Source organism: Micromonospora endophytica (assembly GCF_003236305.1).
Classification (GTDB): domain Bacteria; phylum Actinomycetota; class Actinomycetes; order Mycobacteriales; family Micromonosporaceae; genus Micromonospora; species Micromonospora endophytica.
In genome coordinates this window covers 1-16,143 of sequence record NZ_POTX01000136.1, presented here as the reverse complement: position 1 = coordinate 16,143, position 16,143 = coordinate 1, and the positions used below count along the sequence as shown (strand labels likewise).

At 69.2% G+C, this 16,143-nt stretch carries 14 protein-coding genes and 1 pseudogene; 7 read left to right on the top strand and 8 right to left on the bottom strand.

The features are described from left to right. Positions 1-2: 2 nt before the first annotated feature. Positions 3-1,751 (bottom strand): acetyl/propionyl/methylcrotonyl-CoA carboxylase subunit alpha, encoded by a 1,749-nt coding sequence (locus C1I93_RS19130; protein ID WP_111244665.1) that lies wholly within the window; start codon positions 1,749-1,751, stop codon positions 3-5. Between the two features lie 171 nt (positions 1,752-1,922). On the opposite strand from C1I93_RS19130, the gene C1I93_RS19125 reads away from it, so the two are divergent. Continuing rightward, the gene (locus tag C1I93_RS19125) at positions 1,923-2,882 is read left to right on the top strand and encodes an ATP-binding cassette domain-containing protein (RefSeq protein ID WP_111244664.1); all 960 of its coding nucleotides are present in this window, start codon (positions 1,923-1,925) and stop codon (positions 2,880-2,882) included. A gap of 17 nt (positions 2,883-2,899) precedes the next feature. Continuing rightward, positions 2,900-3,655 carry an ABC transporter permease gene (locus tag C1I93_RS19120; protein WP_111244663.1) on the top strand — a complete coding sequence of 252 codons (756 nt, stop codon included), beginning with the start codon at positions 2,900-2,902 and terminating at the stop codon, positions 3,653-3,655. A 70-nt stretch (positions 3,656-3,725) separates the two neighbouring features. Here the strand turns inward: C1I93_RS19120 and C1I93_RS19115 are convergent, their stop codons facing one another. The 5 genes from C1I93_RS19115 to C1I93_RS19090 all read right to left on the bottom strand — a co-directional run bounded on the left by C1I93_RS19115 (position 3,726) and on the right by C1I93_RS19090 (position 8,645). After that, a complete protein-coding gene (locus C1I93_RS19115) occupies positions 3,726-4,379 on the bottom strand; it encodes an O-methyltransferase (RefSeq protein ID WP_111244662.1) in 654 nt (217 codons plus the stop codon). A gap of 9 nt (positions 4,380-4,388) precedes the next feature. Continuing rightward, positions 4,389-5,045 (bottom strand): Maf family protein, encoded by a 657-nt coding sequence (locus tag C1I93_RS19110; protein ID WP_111244670.1) that lies wholly within the window; start codon positions 5,043-5,045, stop codon positions 4,389-4,391. Positions 5,046-5,262: 217 nt separating this feature from the next. Next, on the bottom strand, positions 5,263-6,429 hold the full coding sequence (mycP, locus tag C1I93_RS19105) for a type VII secretion-associated serine protease mycosin (protein WP_223256408.1): 1,167 nt from the start codon (positions 6,427-6,429) through the stop codon (positions 5,263-5,265). Between the two features lie 1,354 nt (positions 6,430-7,783). Then, on the bottom strand, positions 7,784-8,254 hold the full coding sequence (locus tag C1I93_RS19095) for a hypothetical protein (RefSeq protein WP_111244661.1): 471 nt from the start codon (positions 8,252-8,254) through the stop codon (positions 7,784-7,786). A 178-nt stretch (positions 8,255-8,432) separates the two neighbouring features. Beyond that, on the bottom strand, positions 8,433-8,645 hold the full coding sequence (locus C1I93_RS19090; protein WP_111244660.1) for an acyl-CoA carboxylase subunit epsilon: 213 nt from the start codon (positions 8,643-8,645) through the stop codon (positions 8,433-8,435). A gap of 91 nt (positions 8,646-8,736) precedes the next feature. On the opposite strand from C1I93_RS19090, the gene C1I93_RS32965 reads away from it, so the two are divergent. Then, positions 8,737-11,076: a serine/threonine-protein kinase gene (locus tag C1I93_RS32965; RefSeq protein ID WP_111244667.1), complete on the top strand. Its 2,340-nt coding sequence runs from the start codon at positions 8,737-8,739 to the stop codon at positions 11,074-11,076. 66 nt (positions 11,077-11,142) lie between these two features. Next, positions 11,143-11,379 (top strand): hypothetical protein, encoded by a 237-nt coding sequence (locus C1I93_RS19080; RefSeq protein WP_111244659.1) that lies wholly within the window; start codon positions 11,143-11,145, stop codon positions 11,377-11,379. A gap of 201 nt (positions 11,380-11,580) precedes the next feature. Here C1I93_RS19080 and C1I93_RS19075 read toward each other — a convergent pair whose 3' ends face one another. Further along, entirely contained in the window at positions 11,581-12,105 is a 525-nt protein-coding gene (locus tag C1I93_RS19075) for a Uma2 family endonuclease (RefSeq protein WP_223256407.1), read from the bottom strand. A 158-nt stretch (positions 12,106-12,263) separates the two neighbouring features. Between C1I93_RS19075 and C1I93_RS19070 the strand changes: the two genes are divergently transcribed. Continuing rightward, positions 12,264-13,013 carry a M50 family metallopeptidase gene (locus C1I93_RS19070; protein ID WP_111244658.1) on the top strand — a complete coding sequence of 250 codons (750 nt, stop codon included), beginning with the start codon at positions 12,264-12,266 and terminating at the stop codon, positions 13,011-13,013. 55 nt (positions 13,014-13,068) lie between these two features. Further along, positions 13,069-13,488: pseudogene (locus C1I93_RS19065) on the top strand (UTRA domain-containing protein); the annotation flags it as partial. 164 nt (positions 13,489-13,652) lie between these two features. On the opposite strand, the gene C1I93_RS19060 reads toward C1I93_RS19065, so the two are convergent. Further along, positions 13,653-15,236, bottom strand: a complete 1,584-nt coding sequence (locus C1I93_RS19060) for an acyl-CoA carboxylase subunit beta (RefSeq protein WP_111244657.1) — start codon at positions 15,234-15,236, stop codon at positions 13,653-13,655. 75 nt (positions 15,237-15,311) lie between these two features. On the opposite strand from C1I93_RS19060, the gene C1I93_RS19055 reads away from it, so the two are divergent. Then, positions 15,312-16,143, top strand: an 832-nt coding sequence (locus tag C1I93_RS19055; RefSeq protein WP_111244656.1) for a biotin--[acetyl-CoA-carboxylase] ligase, incomplete at its 3' end; no start/stop codon positions are given.

The window sequence follows — 16,143 nt, the reverse complement described above, 5'->3', positions numbered from 1 at the left end:
GGTTAGGTGATGGTGCAGATGGGGGTGCCGGGGGGGATGACCGCGCCGACTTCGGCGGACAGGGCGCTGATGGTGCCGGCCTGGTGGGCGTACAGGGGCTGCTCCATCTTCATCGCCTCCAGGACCACCACCAGGTCACCCTCGGCGACGGTGTCCCCGTCGGATACTGCGATCTTGACGATGGTGCCCTGCATCGGGGAGGTGAGGGCGTCGCCGCTGGCCGGCGTACCGGCCGTGGCGCTGGTGCTGCGGCGGGTCGGCTTCCGCCCGGCTGGCGCTGAGGTGGTCGTACCCGCGCCGAACCCGGCGGGGAGGCTGACCTCCAGCCGCTTGCCCGCCACCTCGACCACGACGGTCTCGCGCTCGGCCGGGCCGGCGGCACCGGCGGCACCGGCGAACGGCGGCACGGTGTTGTCGAACTCGGTCTCGATCCAGCGGGTGTGCACGGTGAACGGCTCGGCGGTGAAGGCGGCATCGCGGACCACCAGGCGATGGAAGGGCAACGCGGTCGCCATCCCCTCCACCACCATCTCGTCCAACGCCCGGCGGGCCCGTTCCAGCGCCTCGGTGCGGGTCTCCCCGGTGATGATCACCTTGGCCAGCAGCGAGTCGAAGTTGCCGCCGATCACGTCGCCGGCCGAGATGCCGGTGTCCACCCGTACGCCGGGGCCGCTGGGCAGGCGCAGCGCGGTCACCGTGCCCGGGGCCGGCAGGAAGCTGCGGCCCGGGTCCTCGCCGTTGATCCGGAACTCGATCGAATGCCCGCGCGGCGTCGGGTCCGTGGTGAACCGCAGCGGCTCCCCGTCGGCGATCCGGAACTGCTCGCGTACCAGGTCGATGCCGGCGGTCTCCTCGGTGACCGGGTGCTCCACCTGAAGCCGCGTGTTGACCTCCAGGAAGGAGATGGTGCCGTCCTCGCCCACCAGGTACTCGACCGTGCCCGCGCCGTGGTAGCCGGCTTCCCGGCAGATCGCCTTGGCGCTGTCGTGGATCTGCTGCCGCTGGGCGTCGGTGAGGAACGGTGCCGGCGCCTCCTCCACCAGCTTCTGGTGCCGGCGCTGCAACGAGCAGTCCCGGGTGCCGACCACGATCACGTTGCCGTGCTGGTCGGCCAGGATCTGCGCCTCGACGTGGCGCGGCCGGTCGAGGTACCGCTCGACGAAGCACTCACCCCGGCCGAACGCGGCGACCGCCTCGCGGGTGGCCGACTCGAACAGCTGCGGGATCTCCGCCATGGTGCGGGCCACCTTCAGGCCACGCCCGCCGCCACCGAAGGCCGCCTTGATCGCCACCGGCAGGCCGTGTTCGACCGCGAAGGCGATCACCTCGTCCGGGCTGCCGACCGGTTCGGGGGTGCCGGGCACCAGCGGAGCGCCGGCCCGCTGGGCGATGTGCCGGGCGGTGACCTTGTCACCGAGGTCACGGATCGCCTGCGGGGTGGGACCGATCCAGGTCAGCCCGGCATCGATGACGGCCTGGGCGAAATCGGCGTTCTCGGAGAGGAAGCCGTAGCCCGGGTGCACCGCGTCGGCACCGGAACGGGCGGCGACGTCGATCAGCTTGTCGACCTGCAAGTAGGTATTCGCAGCGGTGTCGCCGCCCAGGGCGTACGCTTCCTCGGCGAGCGTGGCGTGCAGGGCCGTCCGGTCGGAGTCCGCGTACACCGCGACGCTGCTCAGGCCGGCATCCTGGCAGGCGCGGATGACGCGGACGGCGATCTCGCCCCGGTTGGCGATGAGTACCTTGCGCACCTTGGCTCCTCCCGGAAGTTGCTGACCGGGAGTTTATAGCTCGCCCGGTTGGCCCTAACGATCGCTCAGGGGTGTGCAGCGGTCGGGCTCGCCTGGCGGGTGATGTCGTACGCATGTGGTCGGGTGGCCGTGACGACGCTGGCCGACGGAGGCCTCGAACGGGGAGTAAAGATGATCGAGACCAGAGGGCTGCGGAAGTCGTTCCGCAGCCGCGCCGGTCGGGAGACGAAGACCGTGGACGCCGTACGCGGCGTCGACCTGGACGTGACGGCGGGCGAGATCTTCGGGTTCCTCGGCCCGAACGGCGCCGGCAAGACCACGACGTTGCGGATGCTGGCGACGCTCATCGAGCCCGACGGCGGTCAGGCCACCGTCGCCGGTGCCGACCTGCTCAAGGACCCGGGCGAGGTACGCCGCCGCATCGGCTACGTGGCGCAGGGCGGCAGCACCTGGGACGAGTCCACCGCCCGGGAGGAGTTGGTGCTCCAGGCCCGGATGTACGGCATCGGTAAGGCCGAGGCGCAGCGACGGGCCGTCCGGGCACTGGAGGCGTTCCAGCTCACCGAGTTCGCCGACCGCAAGTGCAAGACGTACTCCGGTGGCCAGCGACGCCGGGTCGAGATCGCGCTCGGCATCATCCACGAGCCGAAAATCGTCTTCCTGGACGAGCCCACCACCGGGCTCGACCCGCAGAGCCGCGCCCACATGTGGGACGAGATCCGGCGGCTGCGCACCGACGGCATGACGGTCTTCATCACCACCCACTACCTGGACGAGGCGGACGCGCTCTGCGACCGCATCGCGATCATGGATCACGGCGAGGTGGTCGCCGAAGGTACGCCTGCCGAGCTGAAGCGCGAGATTTCCGGCGACGTGGTGCAGGTCGGCCTCGAACTGGCCGACACCGGCGAGGCCGAGAAGCTGCTCGACGGCGAGGAGTACGTCAACCGGCTGGAAACCCTCGACGAGGGCGGGTTGCGCCTCTTCGTCGATGAGGGCGCCACCGCCATCCCCCGGATCCTGCGTCGCATCGACGCCGCCGGGCTCGACCTGAGGTCGATCGAGCTGCACCGTCCCAGCCTCGACGACGTCTTCCTCACCAAGACCGGCCGCTCGCTGCGCGAGTCCTGACCCGACCAGGAGATCTCATGAAGCTCGCCCGTGACACCTGGCTGATCTTCCAGCGACAACTGCACCTGCTGCTGCGCAACCCGGTGTGGGTCTTCGTCGGCGTCTTCCAGCCGGTGATGTATCTGCTGCTCTTCGCCCCGCTGCTCAAGCCGGCGCTGAACGCGCCCACCCAGGCCGAGGCGTACAAGATCTTCGTACCCGGCCTGCTGGTGCTGCTGGCCATCTTCGGCGGCCTGTTCCAGGGCTTCGGTCTGATCGCCGAACTGCGCGCCGGAGTCATCGAACGCTCCCGGGTCACCCCGGTCAGCCGACTCGCCCTGCTGCTCGGCCGCTCCCTGCGTGACGTGGTGTCGCTGCTGGCCCAGGCGGTCATCATCACCCTGCTCGCGCTCCTGTTCGACCTGCGCGTCTTCATCGGTGACCTGCTGCTGGCGTACCTCATGCTCGCCCTGATCGCGCTGATGACCTCGGCGGTCTCCTACGGTGTGGCGTTGAAGGTCAAGAGCGAGGACGCGCTCGCCCCTCTGATGAACACCGTGGCCCAGCCCGTGCTGCTGCTCTCCGGCATCCTGCTGCCGCTCGCCTTCGCCCCCGGTTGGTTGCAGGGCGTCGCCAAGTGGAACCCGTTCTCCTGGGCGGTCGACGGCACCCGGGCGCTGTTCAACGGCGACGTCGGCAACGAACGGGTCTGGCAGGGCCTGACCATCATCACGGTGCTCGCCGCCGCCGGCGTCTTCTGGGCCGCCCGCCAGTTCGCCCGCAGCGTGCGGTGAAAGGAGGGGCCCCCTATTAACGCCTCGTGTATAGGAAGGGCCCCTTCTTAACAACCCGGTACCTGGGCGGTCAGTGCACCCGCGCGAGCGTCAGGCCGTCCGCGATCGGCAGCATCACGGCGTCGACCCGTACGTCGGCCAGGACGTCGTCGTTGAAGGCGGCGATGGCCCGGTCGTCGGCGCTCTGCGGCGCGGTCACCCGGCCATGCCGCAGCACGTTGTCGACGGCGATCACCCCACCCGGACGCATCCGCGGCACCAACTCGGCCCAGTAGATCGGGTAGCCCGTCTTGTCGGCGTCGATAAAGGCGAAGTCCAGGTGGCGCTCGTTGGGCAACTCCCGCAGCCGGTCACCGGCCGGGCCGATGCGCAGCTCGATCCGGTCGTCGACGCCCGCGCGCGCCCAGTAACGTCGCGCGACGCTTGTGTACTCCTCCGAAATGTCAAAGCAGGTCAACCGCCCGTCCTCGGCGAGGCCACGGGCGATCGCCAGCGAGGAGAGGCCGGTGAAGGTGCCCACCTCCACCGCTTGCCGTACGCCGAGCAGCCGGGTCAGGAACGTCAGGAAGGCGGCCTGCTCCGGCGCGACCTGCATGGAAGCCTGGGCGGGCAGGAGGGCCAGCGTCTCTTCGGCCAGGTCGCGTACGACCTCGTCCGGCGGGGCACCGTGCGCGACGAGGTAAGCGTGCAATTCGTCGGTGAGCGGGATCGACTTGAGCGTCATGCTCGGACGCTAGCCGAGCGGCTCGACCAACTGGTTGCCGGGCGCGACCTTCGTCCACAGATCGGTGATCCGCAGGTCAAGATCGGCGAGCAGGCGTCGCAACAGTGGTAGGGAAAGCCCGACGACGGTGCCGGGATCTCCTTCGATCCGCTCCACGAACGGCCCACCGAGACCGTCGATCGTGAACGCGCCGGCCACCGCCAGCGGCTCGCCGGTACCGACATACGTGGCAATCTCGTGGTCAGTGATGTCGGCGAAGTGCACCACCGTGGAAGCGACCGCCTCCGCTCGACGCCCGTCCACCATGTCAATGAGACAGTGGCCGCTGTGCAGCACCCCGCTGCGACCGCGCATCCGCTCCCACCGCCGAGTGGCCTCGGCGGCATCCTCAGGTTTACCGAGAATCTCCCCGTCGAAGGCGAGCACGGAGTCGCAGCCCAACACGAGCGTCCGCTGCTCGTCAGTGGGCCGCAACCGACTCAGCACCGCCTGCGCCTTCAGCCGGGCCAACTCCAGACAGAGATCCTCTGCCCGCTCGGACACCACGAGTGATTCATCAACCCCACTGACCAGTACCTCCGGCTCGATGCCGGCGGCTTGCAGGGACTTCCGGCGGGCCGGACTCGCTGAGGCGAGCACCAGTCGAAGCGGCAAGACATCAGACACCTCGCTGACGTTACCGGTTCCCACCGTCAGCCACGCATCACGCCACCTGCGCCTTCGGAAGTCACGGACGGTAACCCCAGGCTCTTCATTCTTGCTGCTTGCGTGTTCTCATTGAGAAATACTGATTTCATGCTGAAATCACGATCCTCGCGAATATGAGTGCCACCGATCGCCCCCCGCGTGTTCGTCACCGAGATGGCGTGGTCCCACCATCGCCTCAGCGACTGATTCGAGGTGGCGGATCATCGGATCTGCGCCGACGTCGAACGAACCATGCCCACGCACCCCCAGCCGCCAGCAACACACCCAAGGTGATCAGGCCCCGCACGCTCGCGTCCCGCTCCGGGTCCGCCCGTGGCCCATCCGCCGCCGTGGTCGAGCCGCCGCCCGGCGCGGTCGCCGGCATCGACTCAAAACCCCTCGGCGGTACGTCTGCCGTCAGCGCCGCCACCAGGTCGATGACCCCGTACCCGTACTGGTCGTCACGCCCGGGTGGTCCCTTGTCGATTGCGGTCGCAGTCAACCGATGCGCCACCTCGTCCGCCGGAAGGTACGGATACTTCGCCCGCACCAACGCCGCCGCCCCCGCCACAATCGCCGCAGCCCCCGACGTGCCCGTTCCAACTCGGTATTCGCCGTCGATTCCAGTGCTGTAAATTTCGACCGCTGGTGCCACAACGTCAATCTCGTCTCCGCTGACAGAAACATCGGCGTGTTCGCTATCGCGGTCAATGCCGCCAACAGCAACAACATTAGGGTAAGCTGCAGGAAATCCGACGTGCTGGTCGTGGGGTTGATTCCCGGCCGCTGCCACGAGCACCACATCCGCTTGAGCGGCCGCATCTATCGCCTGTTGAACCCTGACATCAGGGCCGCCGGCGGATGAGATGCTTATTACGTCAGCCCCGTTATGCGTGGCGTGTTCGATGGCGCGAGCAAGATCTCCTGCTGAGCCAAGAGAGCCCTCTAGCTTGAAGCGGACAGGTAGTATGCGCGCTCTGGGTGCAATTCCTAGCGCTCCCTTGTTCACTGATTGTCCGTGTGCGGCTATAAGGCCCCCCATGCCGGTCCCATGGCCATCTTGATCATGGCGTCCATCGCCGATTTCCTCAGGTGCGACGTTGGCTCCCGGAAGTAGATTATTTCGAAGGTCCGGGTGTGGATGGACGCCTGTGTCAATCACGGCCACGCGGATGCCGTCCCCCTGGCTGATCTTATGTGCGCCGCTGACGTCGAGATAGTTTAGATGCCATTGCTTCCCTCGGATGTCTTCCACTTCAGTTGCCGGTGGCGTCCGATTGGCTTCGGCGGGATAGGCTGGCGATAGTGTGAGTGATGCAAGGAGGATAAGTGCAATCCCGAGGCGTGCAGTTGTGATCGTCACCGATTAATTCCGATGGCGGGGCCAGGGTCAATTGGTCCCTCTTCGTCCGGTGGTCGAACCACCGGGCTAACGCCCCGATCTGTCTCCCAGGGATGGTCTGGATCCCATCGGCGTAGATCATTCCCCTCCGGGCTGCGATGATCGGCCCGAATGCCGCCAGGGCTGTTGAGGTTCGACATGCCTAAATAGGGCGGGGTGTTAGTATTCGGAAACTTGTTAATTCCGCCGAGTCCTTTGACTCCTCCTGGGCGGGAGCCGGCCGCCCCCGTCGGGGCCGTGCCAGCGGCTCCGCCGCCAATTACTCCACCGACTGGATTGACTCGTCGAACCTGTTCGCCATTCGATGTTGGTCGGCCCAGACCAGAATTCGGGGCACCGCCGATGACGCCTCCAAATGGCATGATTCGTGGGTTTGGTCCACTAGCATTCGGCCTGCCAGACTGGCCGTTCCCTGGGGCGGGGCTGGCAGGTCGCGTGTCTGTCGAAGGTGGTGCTGGCGGCAGCGCTCCAAAGCCGGGAGAGGGCGGGGCGGGCGATCCCAGGACCGGCGCTGTGGGATTGGGATGGGCAGCCACCGGCCCAGGAGGAGCCGCGCCTAGGACTGGACCCGTCGTAGGGGAACTGGTCGTGGGGACTGGTCGTGCCGGCGATGATGGCCGGCTGGACGATGCGGCGTTGCTCGGGGGAGACAGCGGAACAGGCAAGATCGGGGGAATGATCGGGGCTGGACCGCTGGCAGGGTGATTGCCCTCGAACGCCGGCTGATCCCGCGCAGGCTGAGCTCGGTGCGGGGGTGGGGGTTGGCGGAGCATTACTTGGGCTTGTTGGAGTTCGCCGCTCAGCCCGTACATGATGCCGCGTGCCTGGATGTTCAGGCGTTCCAACTCGGTGTCGGTGACCGGTGGCTGGGTTGCTCTGCTGCCGGCGGCGGCTTTCGGGTCGGCTGCCGTTTCGTCCCAGGCTCGCTTCTGCTGGAGCTTGGTGGCGTACTCGTCGTAGATCTTTTTTAGTTCGGTGCGGGTGCTGGTGAGGGCCTGGGTGGCGGCGGAGAGCGCGCTCTGGTTGGCGGCGGCGGCGTCGTGGGTGCTTTGCACCTGGTCGATGAGGTCGTCCAGTTCGGCGAGGTAGACGCGGGCGGCGGTGTTGGTCTCGGGTGGCCAGGCTCGTGCCAGACCGTCGCGGTACGTCCGGAGTCGGGTGAGGTGTTGGCCGGCCAGATCGCAGATTTTGCGCCAGCCGGCGACGTGCCGCCAGTGGTGGTCGGCCTGGTGGTCCTGGAGGCAGGCCCACATGTCGGCGACGTTCATGAGGTACCAGTCGGTGAGGCCACCGCTGCGGCCGACGCCGGGTTCTCTCACGGCAACACCACCGGGCCCGCGCTCTCGGGGCCGGTGGGGTCGGTGAACGACGGCGATGGACCGGACTGTCCGGACTGTCCGGATGCGACGCCGGTGCCCTTGAGGGCCTGCTGGATGTCGGTCACCCGGGCGGCCGAGAAGGCGTCGGCCGAGCCGTACCGGTCGGCGACCTGTCCGGCGGCGTCGGCCAGGTGGCCGGTGCTGTGGCCGAGGCCCCAGACGGCGTTCGCGGCGGCCTGTTGCGTCTCCCAGTGGGCCCGCATGAAGTGCACCAACTCGATGAACGCGTCGGCCGGGTTGGGCACCTTGGCGAGCATGTCATTGGCGATGTAGGGCAGGTGGGCGGCGTAGTTGTTGTCCACCTCGGCGCGGAGTCGGTCGGCGAACTCCCGCATCTGCTGGATGTCTGCCTCAATGCCACCGTAGCCGCGTAACCAGGACGCTTGTCGGTCCTCCTCGGGGATCATGCGGGCCCCTCCCAGCCTGTCACGAACCAGCTTCCCAGAGTGAGGTTAGTGTGTGACCGCCGCCCTCGGGAGCCCCGACCGCGTTGACCGCGCCGACCGCGCGTTGACCGCGACTCGATCGTCCGGCGCGTATGCCGAAGTGTCGTATATCTGAAGGTGAGCGGGTGAGCGCGAGAGTTCAGTGTGGAAGCGCGGAGTCGCGCCACGCGGTGGGGCCGGGCAGTCGGCCGAGGCCCGCCGGGCGACCGCTGCGCGCCCATGCCGAGGTCGGGGCCGGGGTCGACCCCTGCGCCGGGCGGGAGCGGGCGACGATCACGCCTACCAACGCGGCCACTTCCTCGGCGGTCGGCGTGCCGCGCACGATCCGGAACAGCGGCTCATCCCCAGGCATATGCCCAGGGTACGCGGCGTGAGCTTGATCTTCGTCGCAGAGTGGCGTGCCGACGGTGTGAGCGTCAGTGCTGCCGGGTACCGTCTCAGCGATGTCTGACGCTCCCGACCCCCAACTCGTCGCCGACCGGTACCGGCTCATCTCGCCGCTCGGTCAGGGCGGCATGGGTCGGGTATGGAAAGCCCGCGACGAGGTGCTGCACCGCGACGTCGCGATCAAGGAACTCGTACCACCGCCCGGCCTGACCACCGACGAGCGTCGCGAGATGCGGGAGCGTTCGTTGCGCGAGGCCCGGGCCATCGCCCGGCTCAACAACATCAACGTTGTGCGCATCTTCGACGTGCTCCGCACCGACGGTGACCCGTGGATCGTCATGGAGTACGTGGCCTCCCGATCGTTACAGGACACGCTCGCCGCGGACGGGCCGGTGCCACCGGCCCGGGCGGTGGAGATCGGGCTGGGCGTGTTGAACGCGTTGAAGGCCGCGCACAAGGCCGGCATCATGCACCGCGACGTCAAGCCGGGCAACGTGCTGCTCGGTGACGACGGGCGGGTGGTGCTCACCGACTTCGGCCTGGCGACGATCCCCGGCGACCCGAACGTCACCCGCACCGGCATGGTGCTCGGCTCACCGGCGTACATATCGCCGGAGCGGGCCCGGGACGGCACGGCCGGGCCGGAGGCCGACCTGTGGGGGCTGGGTGCCACGCTCTATGCCGCCGTGGAGGGCAAGTCGCCGTACGCTCGCTCGTCGGCGATCGCCACCCTGGCCGCGCTCGCCACCGAACCGGTGCCGCCGCCGCGCAACGCCGGCCCGCTCAAGCAGGTGCTCACCGGACTGCTGCGCAAGGATCCCCAGGAACGCATCACCGCCGAGTCCGCCGAGCGCATGCTGCGCAAGGCGAGCGTCCGGCGGACGCGCGGCATCTCACTGCTCGACGGGGTACGCCGGCCGGGGCCGAACGGTCCACGCGAGCCGCGACCACCGCTGGTGCCGGGGCCGCGCCCCTCCGGGGAGCGGCCGGCCAACCCCTCTGCTCCGGTCACGCCGCCGGCACCGCGTACCCCTGCGCGGTCCGGTCTCGCCGCTGGTGCCGCCGCTGTCGGCGCGACCGCGACCCCGGCCGGTGCGGACGCGACGGCGAAGGTCGACGCCTCCGCCACCGGCTCTGACGCCGCACCCACGACGAAGGTGGACGCCTCCGCGACCGGCTCGGATGCCGCGCCCACGACGAAGGTGGACGCCCCTGACCGGGCTGTCTCGGCGAGCAAGCCGGACTCGCCCTCCGCCGACGCCGCAGTCGCGCAGGCCGCCGGGGGCAGGGCGGCTGCCGGTGCCAAGGACGCCACCGCCGACAGTGTGGACGCCGCCGACGGCGAGGGCGCTGTCGCCGGAGGCAAGGCTGTTGCTGAGGGCACGAACGGGCCGGGCCGGGACAAGCCGAGCGAGCAGGCCGGGGCAACGAGCGCCACTGCGGAGCAGGCGGCGGAGGCCAGTACGGCGCAGCTGGCGAACGCCGCCGCGGCGCAGCCGGCGGCCGGTGCCTCAGGCGTGACGGCCACGGCCGGGACGGACCGGTCGGCGCCGGATGTCGCGGTGACCCGGGTGGATTCGCCGGTGTCGAGGGGCGACGCGACGCCTGTCGTCCCTGAACGGACCTCGAAGTTGTCGTCGGCGCCGGTGAGTCCGGCGCGTGGTTCGGTTTTCAAGGCCGGCCAGTTGCGGTCGGAGCGGACCCGGCGCGCCGTGCTCGTCGGTGCCCTGGTGGCCCTGCTGCTTGTCGGCCTGGTGGTGGCGGTGCCGCTGCTGACCAGTGGCGACGGCGGTGAGGGGGAGACCCCGCAGGGTGGGGCCAGCCCCACCGAGGCGTCGTCGGTCGCACCGACCTCGGAGCCTGCGACGCCGGCGCCGACGAGTGCCGCGCCGAGCCCGTCCGCTTCACCCACGCCGTCCGCCTCGCCCAGCCCGTCCGAGACCGCCGGTGGCCTGCCCGAGGGGTGGTCGATGAAGACCGACCCGGTGGGCTTCAAGCTGCCGATCCCCGACGGGTGGCGGCGCAGCAGCAGCGGCAGTTCGGTCATCTACCAGGACCCGAACGGTGTCGGTGAACTGCTCATCGACCGGACCAACGAGCCGAAGCAGGATGCCGCCGCCGAATGGCGCAGGCAAGAGCCGAACCGCAAGAACCTCGTGCGCAACTACGAGTTCATCAACATCCGGTCGTTCGAGTGCAAGTGGCGTACCTGCGCGGACTGGGACTGGCTCGAGGACCGTGACAACACCAGGATCCGTACCCGCAACCGGGCCTTCGTGACCGCCAGCAACCGGGCCTTCGCGTTGCGCTGGGAGGTCGCGAACAAGGACTGGGACGACGAGCTTGAGAACTTCGAGATGATCTTCCGGGAGTTCGTGCCGGACCGCCAGGACTGATCACGCCAGGCATGGTTTCCCGCCGTTCGGGGTATCTGATCTCCAAGGACGGAAGGGAGGCCCGACATGGGTTACCGAGGAACGGATGCCCGGCCCCGTCTGGCACTGTGGACCTTCGTGGTGCTCGGCAATCTCGCACTGCTGATCGCCACCGCCGGTGTCGCGGTGCTGGCCACGCTGGTCAGTCTGCTGACGCTGGCCGGGGCCGCGTTCGCCGGCTGGAACCTGACCCGCCGGGGCAGCGTAACCCGCCGTGGCGGCATGACCGTGCCGGTCGCGCTCACCGCCCGCCGACGGGCCTGAGCGACGAGACGACAAGTCTGAGCGATGCCGCGCCGGCGGTAGGGCTGAGGGTGGGCACGCCGGCAACGGCAGGTGTACGGCGGTGGTCCGGTGTCTGCTCCGCGCAGGGCCGGCCTACCGCCGCAGCCGTACGTCAGGTGTTGTTGCCAGGGCGATCAGTCGGCTGCGGTCGCCGTGGTACGTGGCGGGCCCACCTGGCGCTCAGCGCAACGCCGCCGGATCGACCTGCCAGCGGAACGGTTCGGTGAGCGTGAGCGTCTCGCCGGCCTTGGCGACCTGTTCCTCGACATAGTGCCCGCCGTCGAACCGGTACAGCCGCAGCGAGTGCGCGTCACCGTCCTGCTCGACCAGCAAATACCAGGGAATCCGGGCGATCGCGTAGAGCTGCATCTTGAGCACCCGGTCGGCGGCGGCGTTGCCCGGCGACACGATCTCGCCGACCAGCGCCACCTCGGCCGCCTCGATCACAGTGCCTTCGTCGTCGGTGTCCGCCACGACAACATCCGGTATCGCGATCCGGTTGGGGCCGAGTCGAACGTTGACCGCCTCGAAAACTGCGAGGCTGGCGGGCTCGGCCGCGAGGTCGAGGCTGTTTGCCAGGCGCCGCGACACCAACTGGTGTCGCTTACTCGGGGCAGGGCTGACGAGCAGGCTCCCGCCGAGCAGCTCGAACCGGGCGTTGGTCTTGCCCGTACCGAAGTACTCGGCCTCCGTCCACGGACCCACGTGCGATTCCAGGGGGCCGCGGTCACCGGCGTTCACCTCCCGATCCGATCGTCACCCGGTCAGTCTGACACCATACGGGCGGTTGGCCCGGGATCGACATCCGAACACCTCGTCGCCGCCGGACCGGCGTCGGGACGTGGGCGGTAGGCTCGCGCCCCATGGTGTCGGTGGATGGCATGACGGAGTTCTGGGACCGCTTGTTCGGCGCGCAGCCCGACCCGCCGCCGCTGCTGGTGCTGCTCACCGGTGTGGTCGCGCTGCTGGTGGTCTCCACCCGGTTGCCGTGGCGGATCGCCCGCAACGCGATCACCATCGCCCACGAGGGCGGGCACGCCTTGGCCGCGCTGCTCACCGGGCGCAAGCTGCACGGCATCCGGCTGCACTCGGACACCTCCGGCCTGACCCTCTCCGCTGGCCGCCCCACCGGTCCCGGCATGGCGCTCACCCTGCTCGCCGGCTACATCGCGCCGCCCCTGGTCGGCCTGGGCGGGGCGTGGCTGCTCGCCGGCAACCGGATCACGCTGCTGCTCTGGATCGCCGTGGTGCTGCTGCTGGCCATGCTGGTCATGATCCGCAACGTCTACGGTGCGCTGACCCTGGTGGTCACCGGCGGGGCGGTGCTCGCCATCTCCTGGTACGCCAGCCCGCAGGTGCAGGCCGCCTTCGCCTGGACCGGCGTGTGGTTCCTGCTGCTCGGCGGCGTACGTCCGGTGGTGGAATTGCAACGCATGCGGACCCAGCGCGGCATGCCGGCCTCCGACGCCGACCAACTCGCCGGGATCACCCCGCTGCCGGCGTTCTTCTGGGTCGTCCTCTTCGGTGTGGTCAACCTCGCTGTGCTGGTCGTGGGCGGCCTGATGCTGGCCAGCCCGCTGCTCACCGAGGCCGGCCTGGTCGCTTCCCGCTGACCGGAGGCGTGGCTGTCGGGGTAGGCGCGATCGCTTCCCCGTCGAGGCCGACCAGCGACCGGACGAAGAGCAGGTCCGACTCGCGTTCGGTCTTGCGGATGGCGACGTGGCTGTGCTGCGCAAGCAGGTCATGCAACTCGACGACGAACCCGCCGAACTGGTGCACTCGTATTATCCGGTCGACATCGCGCGGGGAACGCCGCTCGCCGAGAAGCGGCGCATCAAGGGCGGCACCCCGCGCGCCCTCAGCGATCTGGGGTTCATTCCCCAAGAGTTCGTCGATCAGGTGTCGACGCGTCCGCCGACCTCTGATGAGTTCGTCGTCCTGGAGTTGCCGCCCGACATCTCGATCATGCGAACGTTCCGTGTCGTCTACGCGGAGGGTCGCCGCCCGATCGAGGCGACGATCATGGTGAAGGCCGGACACATGTACGAGTTGCAGTACCACCAGGTCGTGAACCCGACGTCCTTGTGAATCTTGGTGCGAAAACGCCCTCAGAGGGGCATTTTCGCACCAAGATTCGATAGCGGTGGAGCTACCTTGGGCGCTGCTGAGAACAGGTTGCTGCGGCCTGCTGCGTGTTAATAGGGGGCCCTTCCTATACACGAGGCGTTAATAGGGGGCCCTTCCTTGCACAGCTAGAGGGGGATGTTGCCGTGTTTCTTGGGGGGGAGGGTTTCGCGCTTGGTGCGGAGCACCCGTAGCGCGCGGACGATCTGGGTACGGGTCTCGTGTGGTGCGATCACCGCGTCGACGTAGCCTCGCTCGGCGGCGACGTACGGGTTGGCCAGGGTGTCCTCGTACTCGGCGATTTTCTCGGCGCGTAGCGCGGCCGGGTCCTCGGCGGCGGCGAGTTCCTGCCGGTAGAGGATGTTCACCGCACCCTGCGCGCCCATCACCGCGATCTGTGCCGTCGGCCAGGCGAAGTTGAGGTCGGCGCCGAGGTGCTTGGAGCCCATCACGTCGTACGCCCCGCCGTACGCCTTGCGGGTGATCACGGTGACCTTCGGCACGGTGGCCTCGGCGTACGCGTAGAGCAGCTTGGCGCCGCGGCGGATGATGCCGTCCCACTCCTGGCCGGTGCCGGGCAGGAACCCGGGTACGTCCACGAAGGTCAGTACCGGGATGTTGAACGCGTCGCAGGTGCGGACGAAGCGGGCCGCCTTCTCGCTGGCGGCGATGTCCAGCGTGCCGGCGAAGTGCATCGGCTGGTTGGCCACCACCCCGACCGGGCGGCCCTCGACCCGGCCGAGACCGACCACGATGTTCTGCGCGTACAGCGGCTGGACTTCCAGGAACTCGCCGTCGTCGAGCACGTGCGCGATCACCTGGTGCATGTCGTACGGCTGGTTGGCCGAGTCCGGGATGAGGGCGTCCAACTCCCGATCCTGGTCGGTGACCGCGAGGTCCGCGTCAACGGGGAAGGTCGGCGGCTCGTCCAGGTTGTTCGACGGCAGGTACGACAGCAGCGCCCGCACGTAGTCGATCGCGTCGGACTCGTCGGTGGCCAGGTAGTGCGCGTTGCCGCTGCGGGTGTTGTGGGTGCGGGCGCCGCCCAACTCCTCCATGCCCACGTCCTCGCCGGTGACGGTCTTGATCACGTCGGGGCCGGTGATGAACATGTGCGAGGTCTGGTCGACCATCACGGTGAAGTCGGTGACGGCGGGGGAGTAGACCGCACCACCCGCGCACGGGCCCATGATCAACGAGATCTGCGGGATGACACCGCTGGCCCGTACGTTGCGGAAGAAGATCTCGCCGTAGAGGCCGAGCGAGGTCACGCCCTCCTGGATCCGGGCGCCACCGGAGTCGTTGATGCCGATGACCGGGCAACCGATCTTCATGGCCAGCTCCATCAGCTTGACGATCTTCTCGCCGAAGACCTCGCCGAGGGAGCCGCCGAACACCGTGAAGTCCTGGGCGAAGACGCAGACCTGGCGGCCGTCGACGGTGCCGTAACCGGTGATCACACCGTCGCCGTACGGGCGGCTGCGGTCCAGGCCGAAGTTGGTGCTGCGGTGCCTGGCGAACTCGTCAAGCTCGACGAAGCTGCCCTCGTCGAGCAGCATCCCGATCCGCTCCCGGGCGGTCTTCTTGCCCCTGGCGTGCTGCTTCTCCACGGCTCGGGCCGAGCCGGCGTGGACCGCCTCCTCGACCCTGCGGGCCAGGTCCGCCAGCTTGCCGGCGGTGCTGTGGATGTTGCTCCCGGTCTCGGTAGTCACCCAGCGAATATAACGATGGTTCAGGCGATCGATGGAGTGCAGCCCACCTCGGCGGCGCACCCGTAGGCTGGCGGAATGCCGGGTTCGCCGTACACCGATCTGGATCGTCCGCCGCTGTCGGCGGCCCGGCTGCGCCGGGCGCTCGTCGCGCCCTACGGCCCCTGGGCGCGCCTGGAGTTGCGCACCGAGACCGGTTCCACGAACGCCGACGCCGCCGCGGCGGCCCAGGCCGGCGAGGCGGAGGGCCTGGTGGTGGTCGCCGAGCGGCAGACCGCGGGGCGCGGCCGGCGTGGGCGCAGCTGGCAGTCACCGCCGCGAGCCGGCATCGCGACCAGCGTGCTGCTCCGGCCCGGACAGGCCGTGCCGGACCGAGGTTGGCCGGCCGCACCCCCGGCCGGGTACGGCTGGCTGCCGCTGCTGGCCGGGGTGGCCCTGGTCGAGGCGGTGACCCGGCTGGCCGAGCTGGACGCCACCCTGAAGTGGCCGAACGACCTGCTGATCGGCGAGGCCAAGTGCGCCGGCATCCTCGCCGAGGCGGTGCCCGGCCCCACGCCCGGTGACCCGCCCGCGGTGGTGCTCGGCATCGGCCTGAACGTCACGCTGCGCGCCGACGAACTGCCGGAGCATCCGACCGGCCTGCCGGCCACCTCCCTGCAACTGGCCGGCGCCGCCGCCACCGACCGGGATCCGCTGCTGCGCGCCCTGCTCCGCGCCATCGCCGACTGGTACGACAGGTGGCGGACCGCCGGCGGGGACGCGACCGCCAGCGGGCTGCGGGAGGCGTACCTGAAGGTGTGCGGCACGGTCGGCCGTGAGGTCCGCGCCCTGCTCCCCGACGGCACCACCCTCACCGGCACCGCCACCACCATCGACCAGGACGGCCACCTGGTCCTCACCACCCCCACCC

Bases quoted from the DNA above. Each gene is read 5' to 3' on its own strand.
- C1I93_RS19125 (WP_111244664.1), top strand. From the start codon at position 1,923: ATGATCGAGACCAGAGGGCTGCGGAAGTCGTTCCGCAGCCGCGCCGGT.
- C1I93_RS19120 (WP_111244663.1), top strand. From the start codon at position 2,900: ATGAAGCTCGCCCGTGACACCTGGCTGATCTTCCAGCGACAACTGCAC.
- C1I93_RS19115 (WP_111244662.1), bottom strand. From the start codon at position 4,379: ATGACGCTCAAGTCGATCCCGCTCACCGACGAATTGCACGCTTACCTC.
- C1I93_RS19095 (WP_111244661.1), bottom strand. From the start codon at position 8,254: ATGATCCCCGAGGAGGACCGACAAGCGTCCTGGTTACGCGGCTACGGT.
- C1I93_RS19090 (WP_111244660.1), bottom strand. From the start codon at position 8,645: ATGCCTGGGGATGAGCCGCTGTTCCGGATCGTGCGCGGCACGCCGACC.
- C1I93_RS32965 (WP_111244667.1), top strand. From the start codon at position 8,737: ATGTCTGACGCTCCCGACCCCCAACTCGTCGCCGACCGGTACCGGCTC.
- C1I93_RS19080 (WP_111244659.1), top strand. From the start codon at position 11,143: ATGGGTTACCGAGGAACGGATGCCCGGCCCCGTCTGGCACTGTGGACC.
- C1I93_RS19070 (WP_111244658.1), top strand. From the start codon at position 12,264: ATGGTGTCGGTGGATGGCATGACGGAGTTCTGGGACCGCTTGTTCGGC.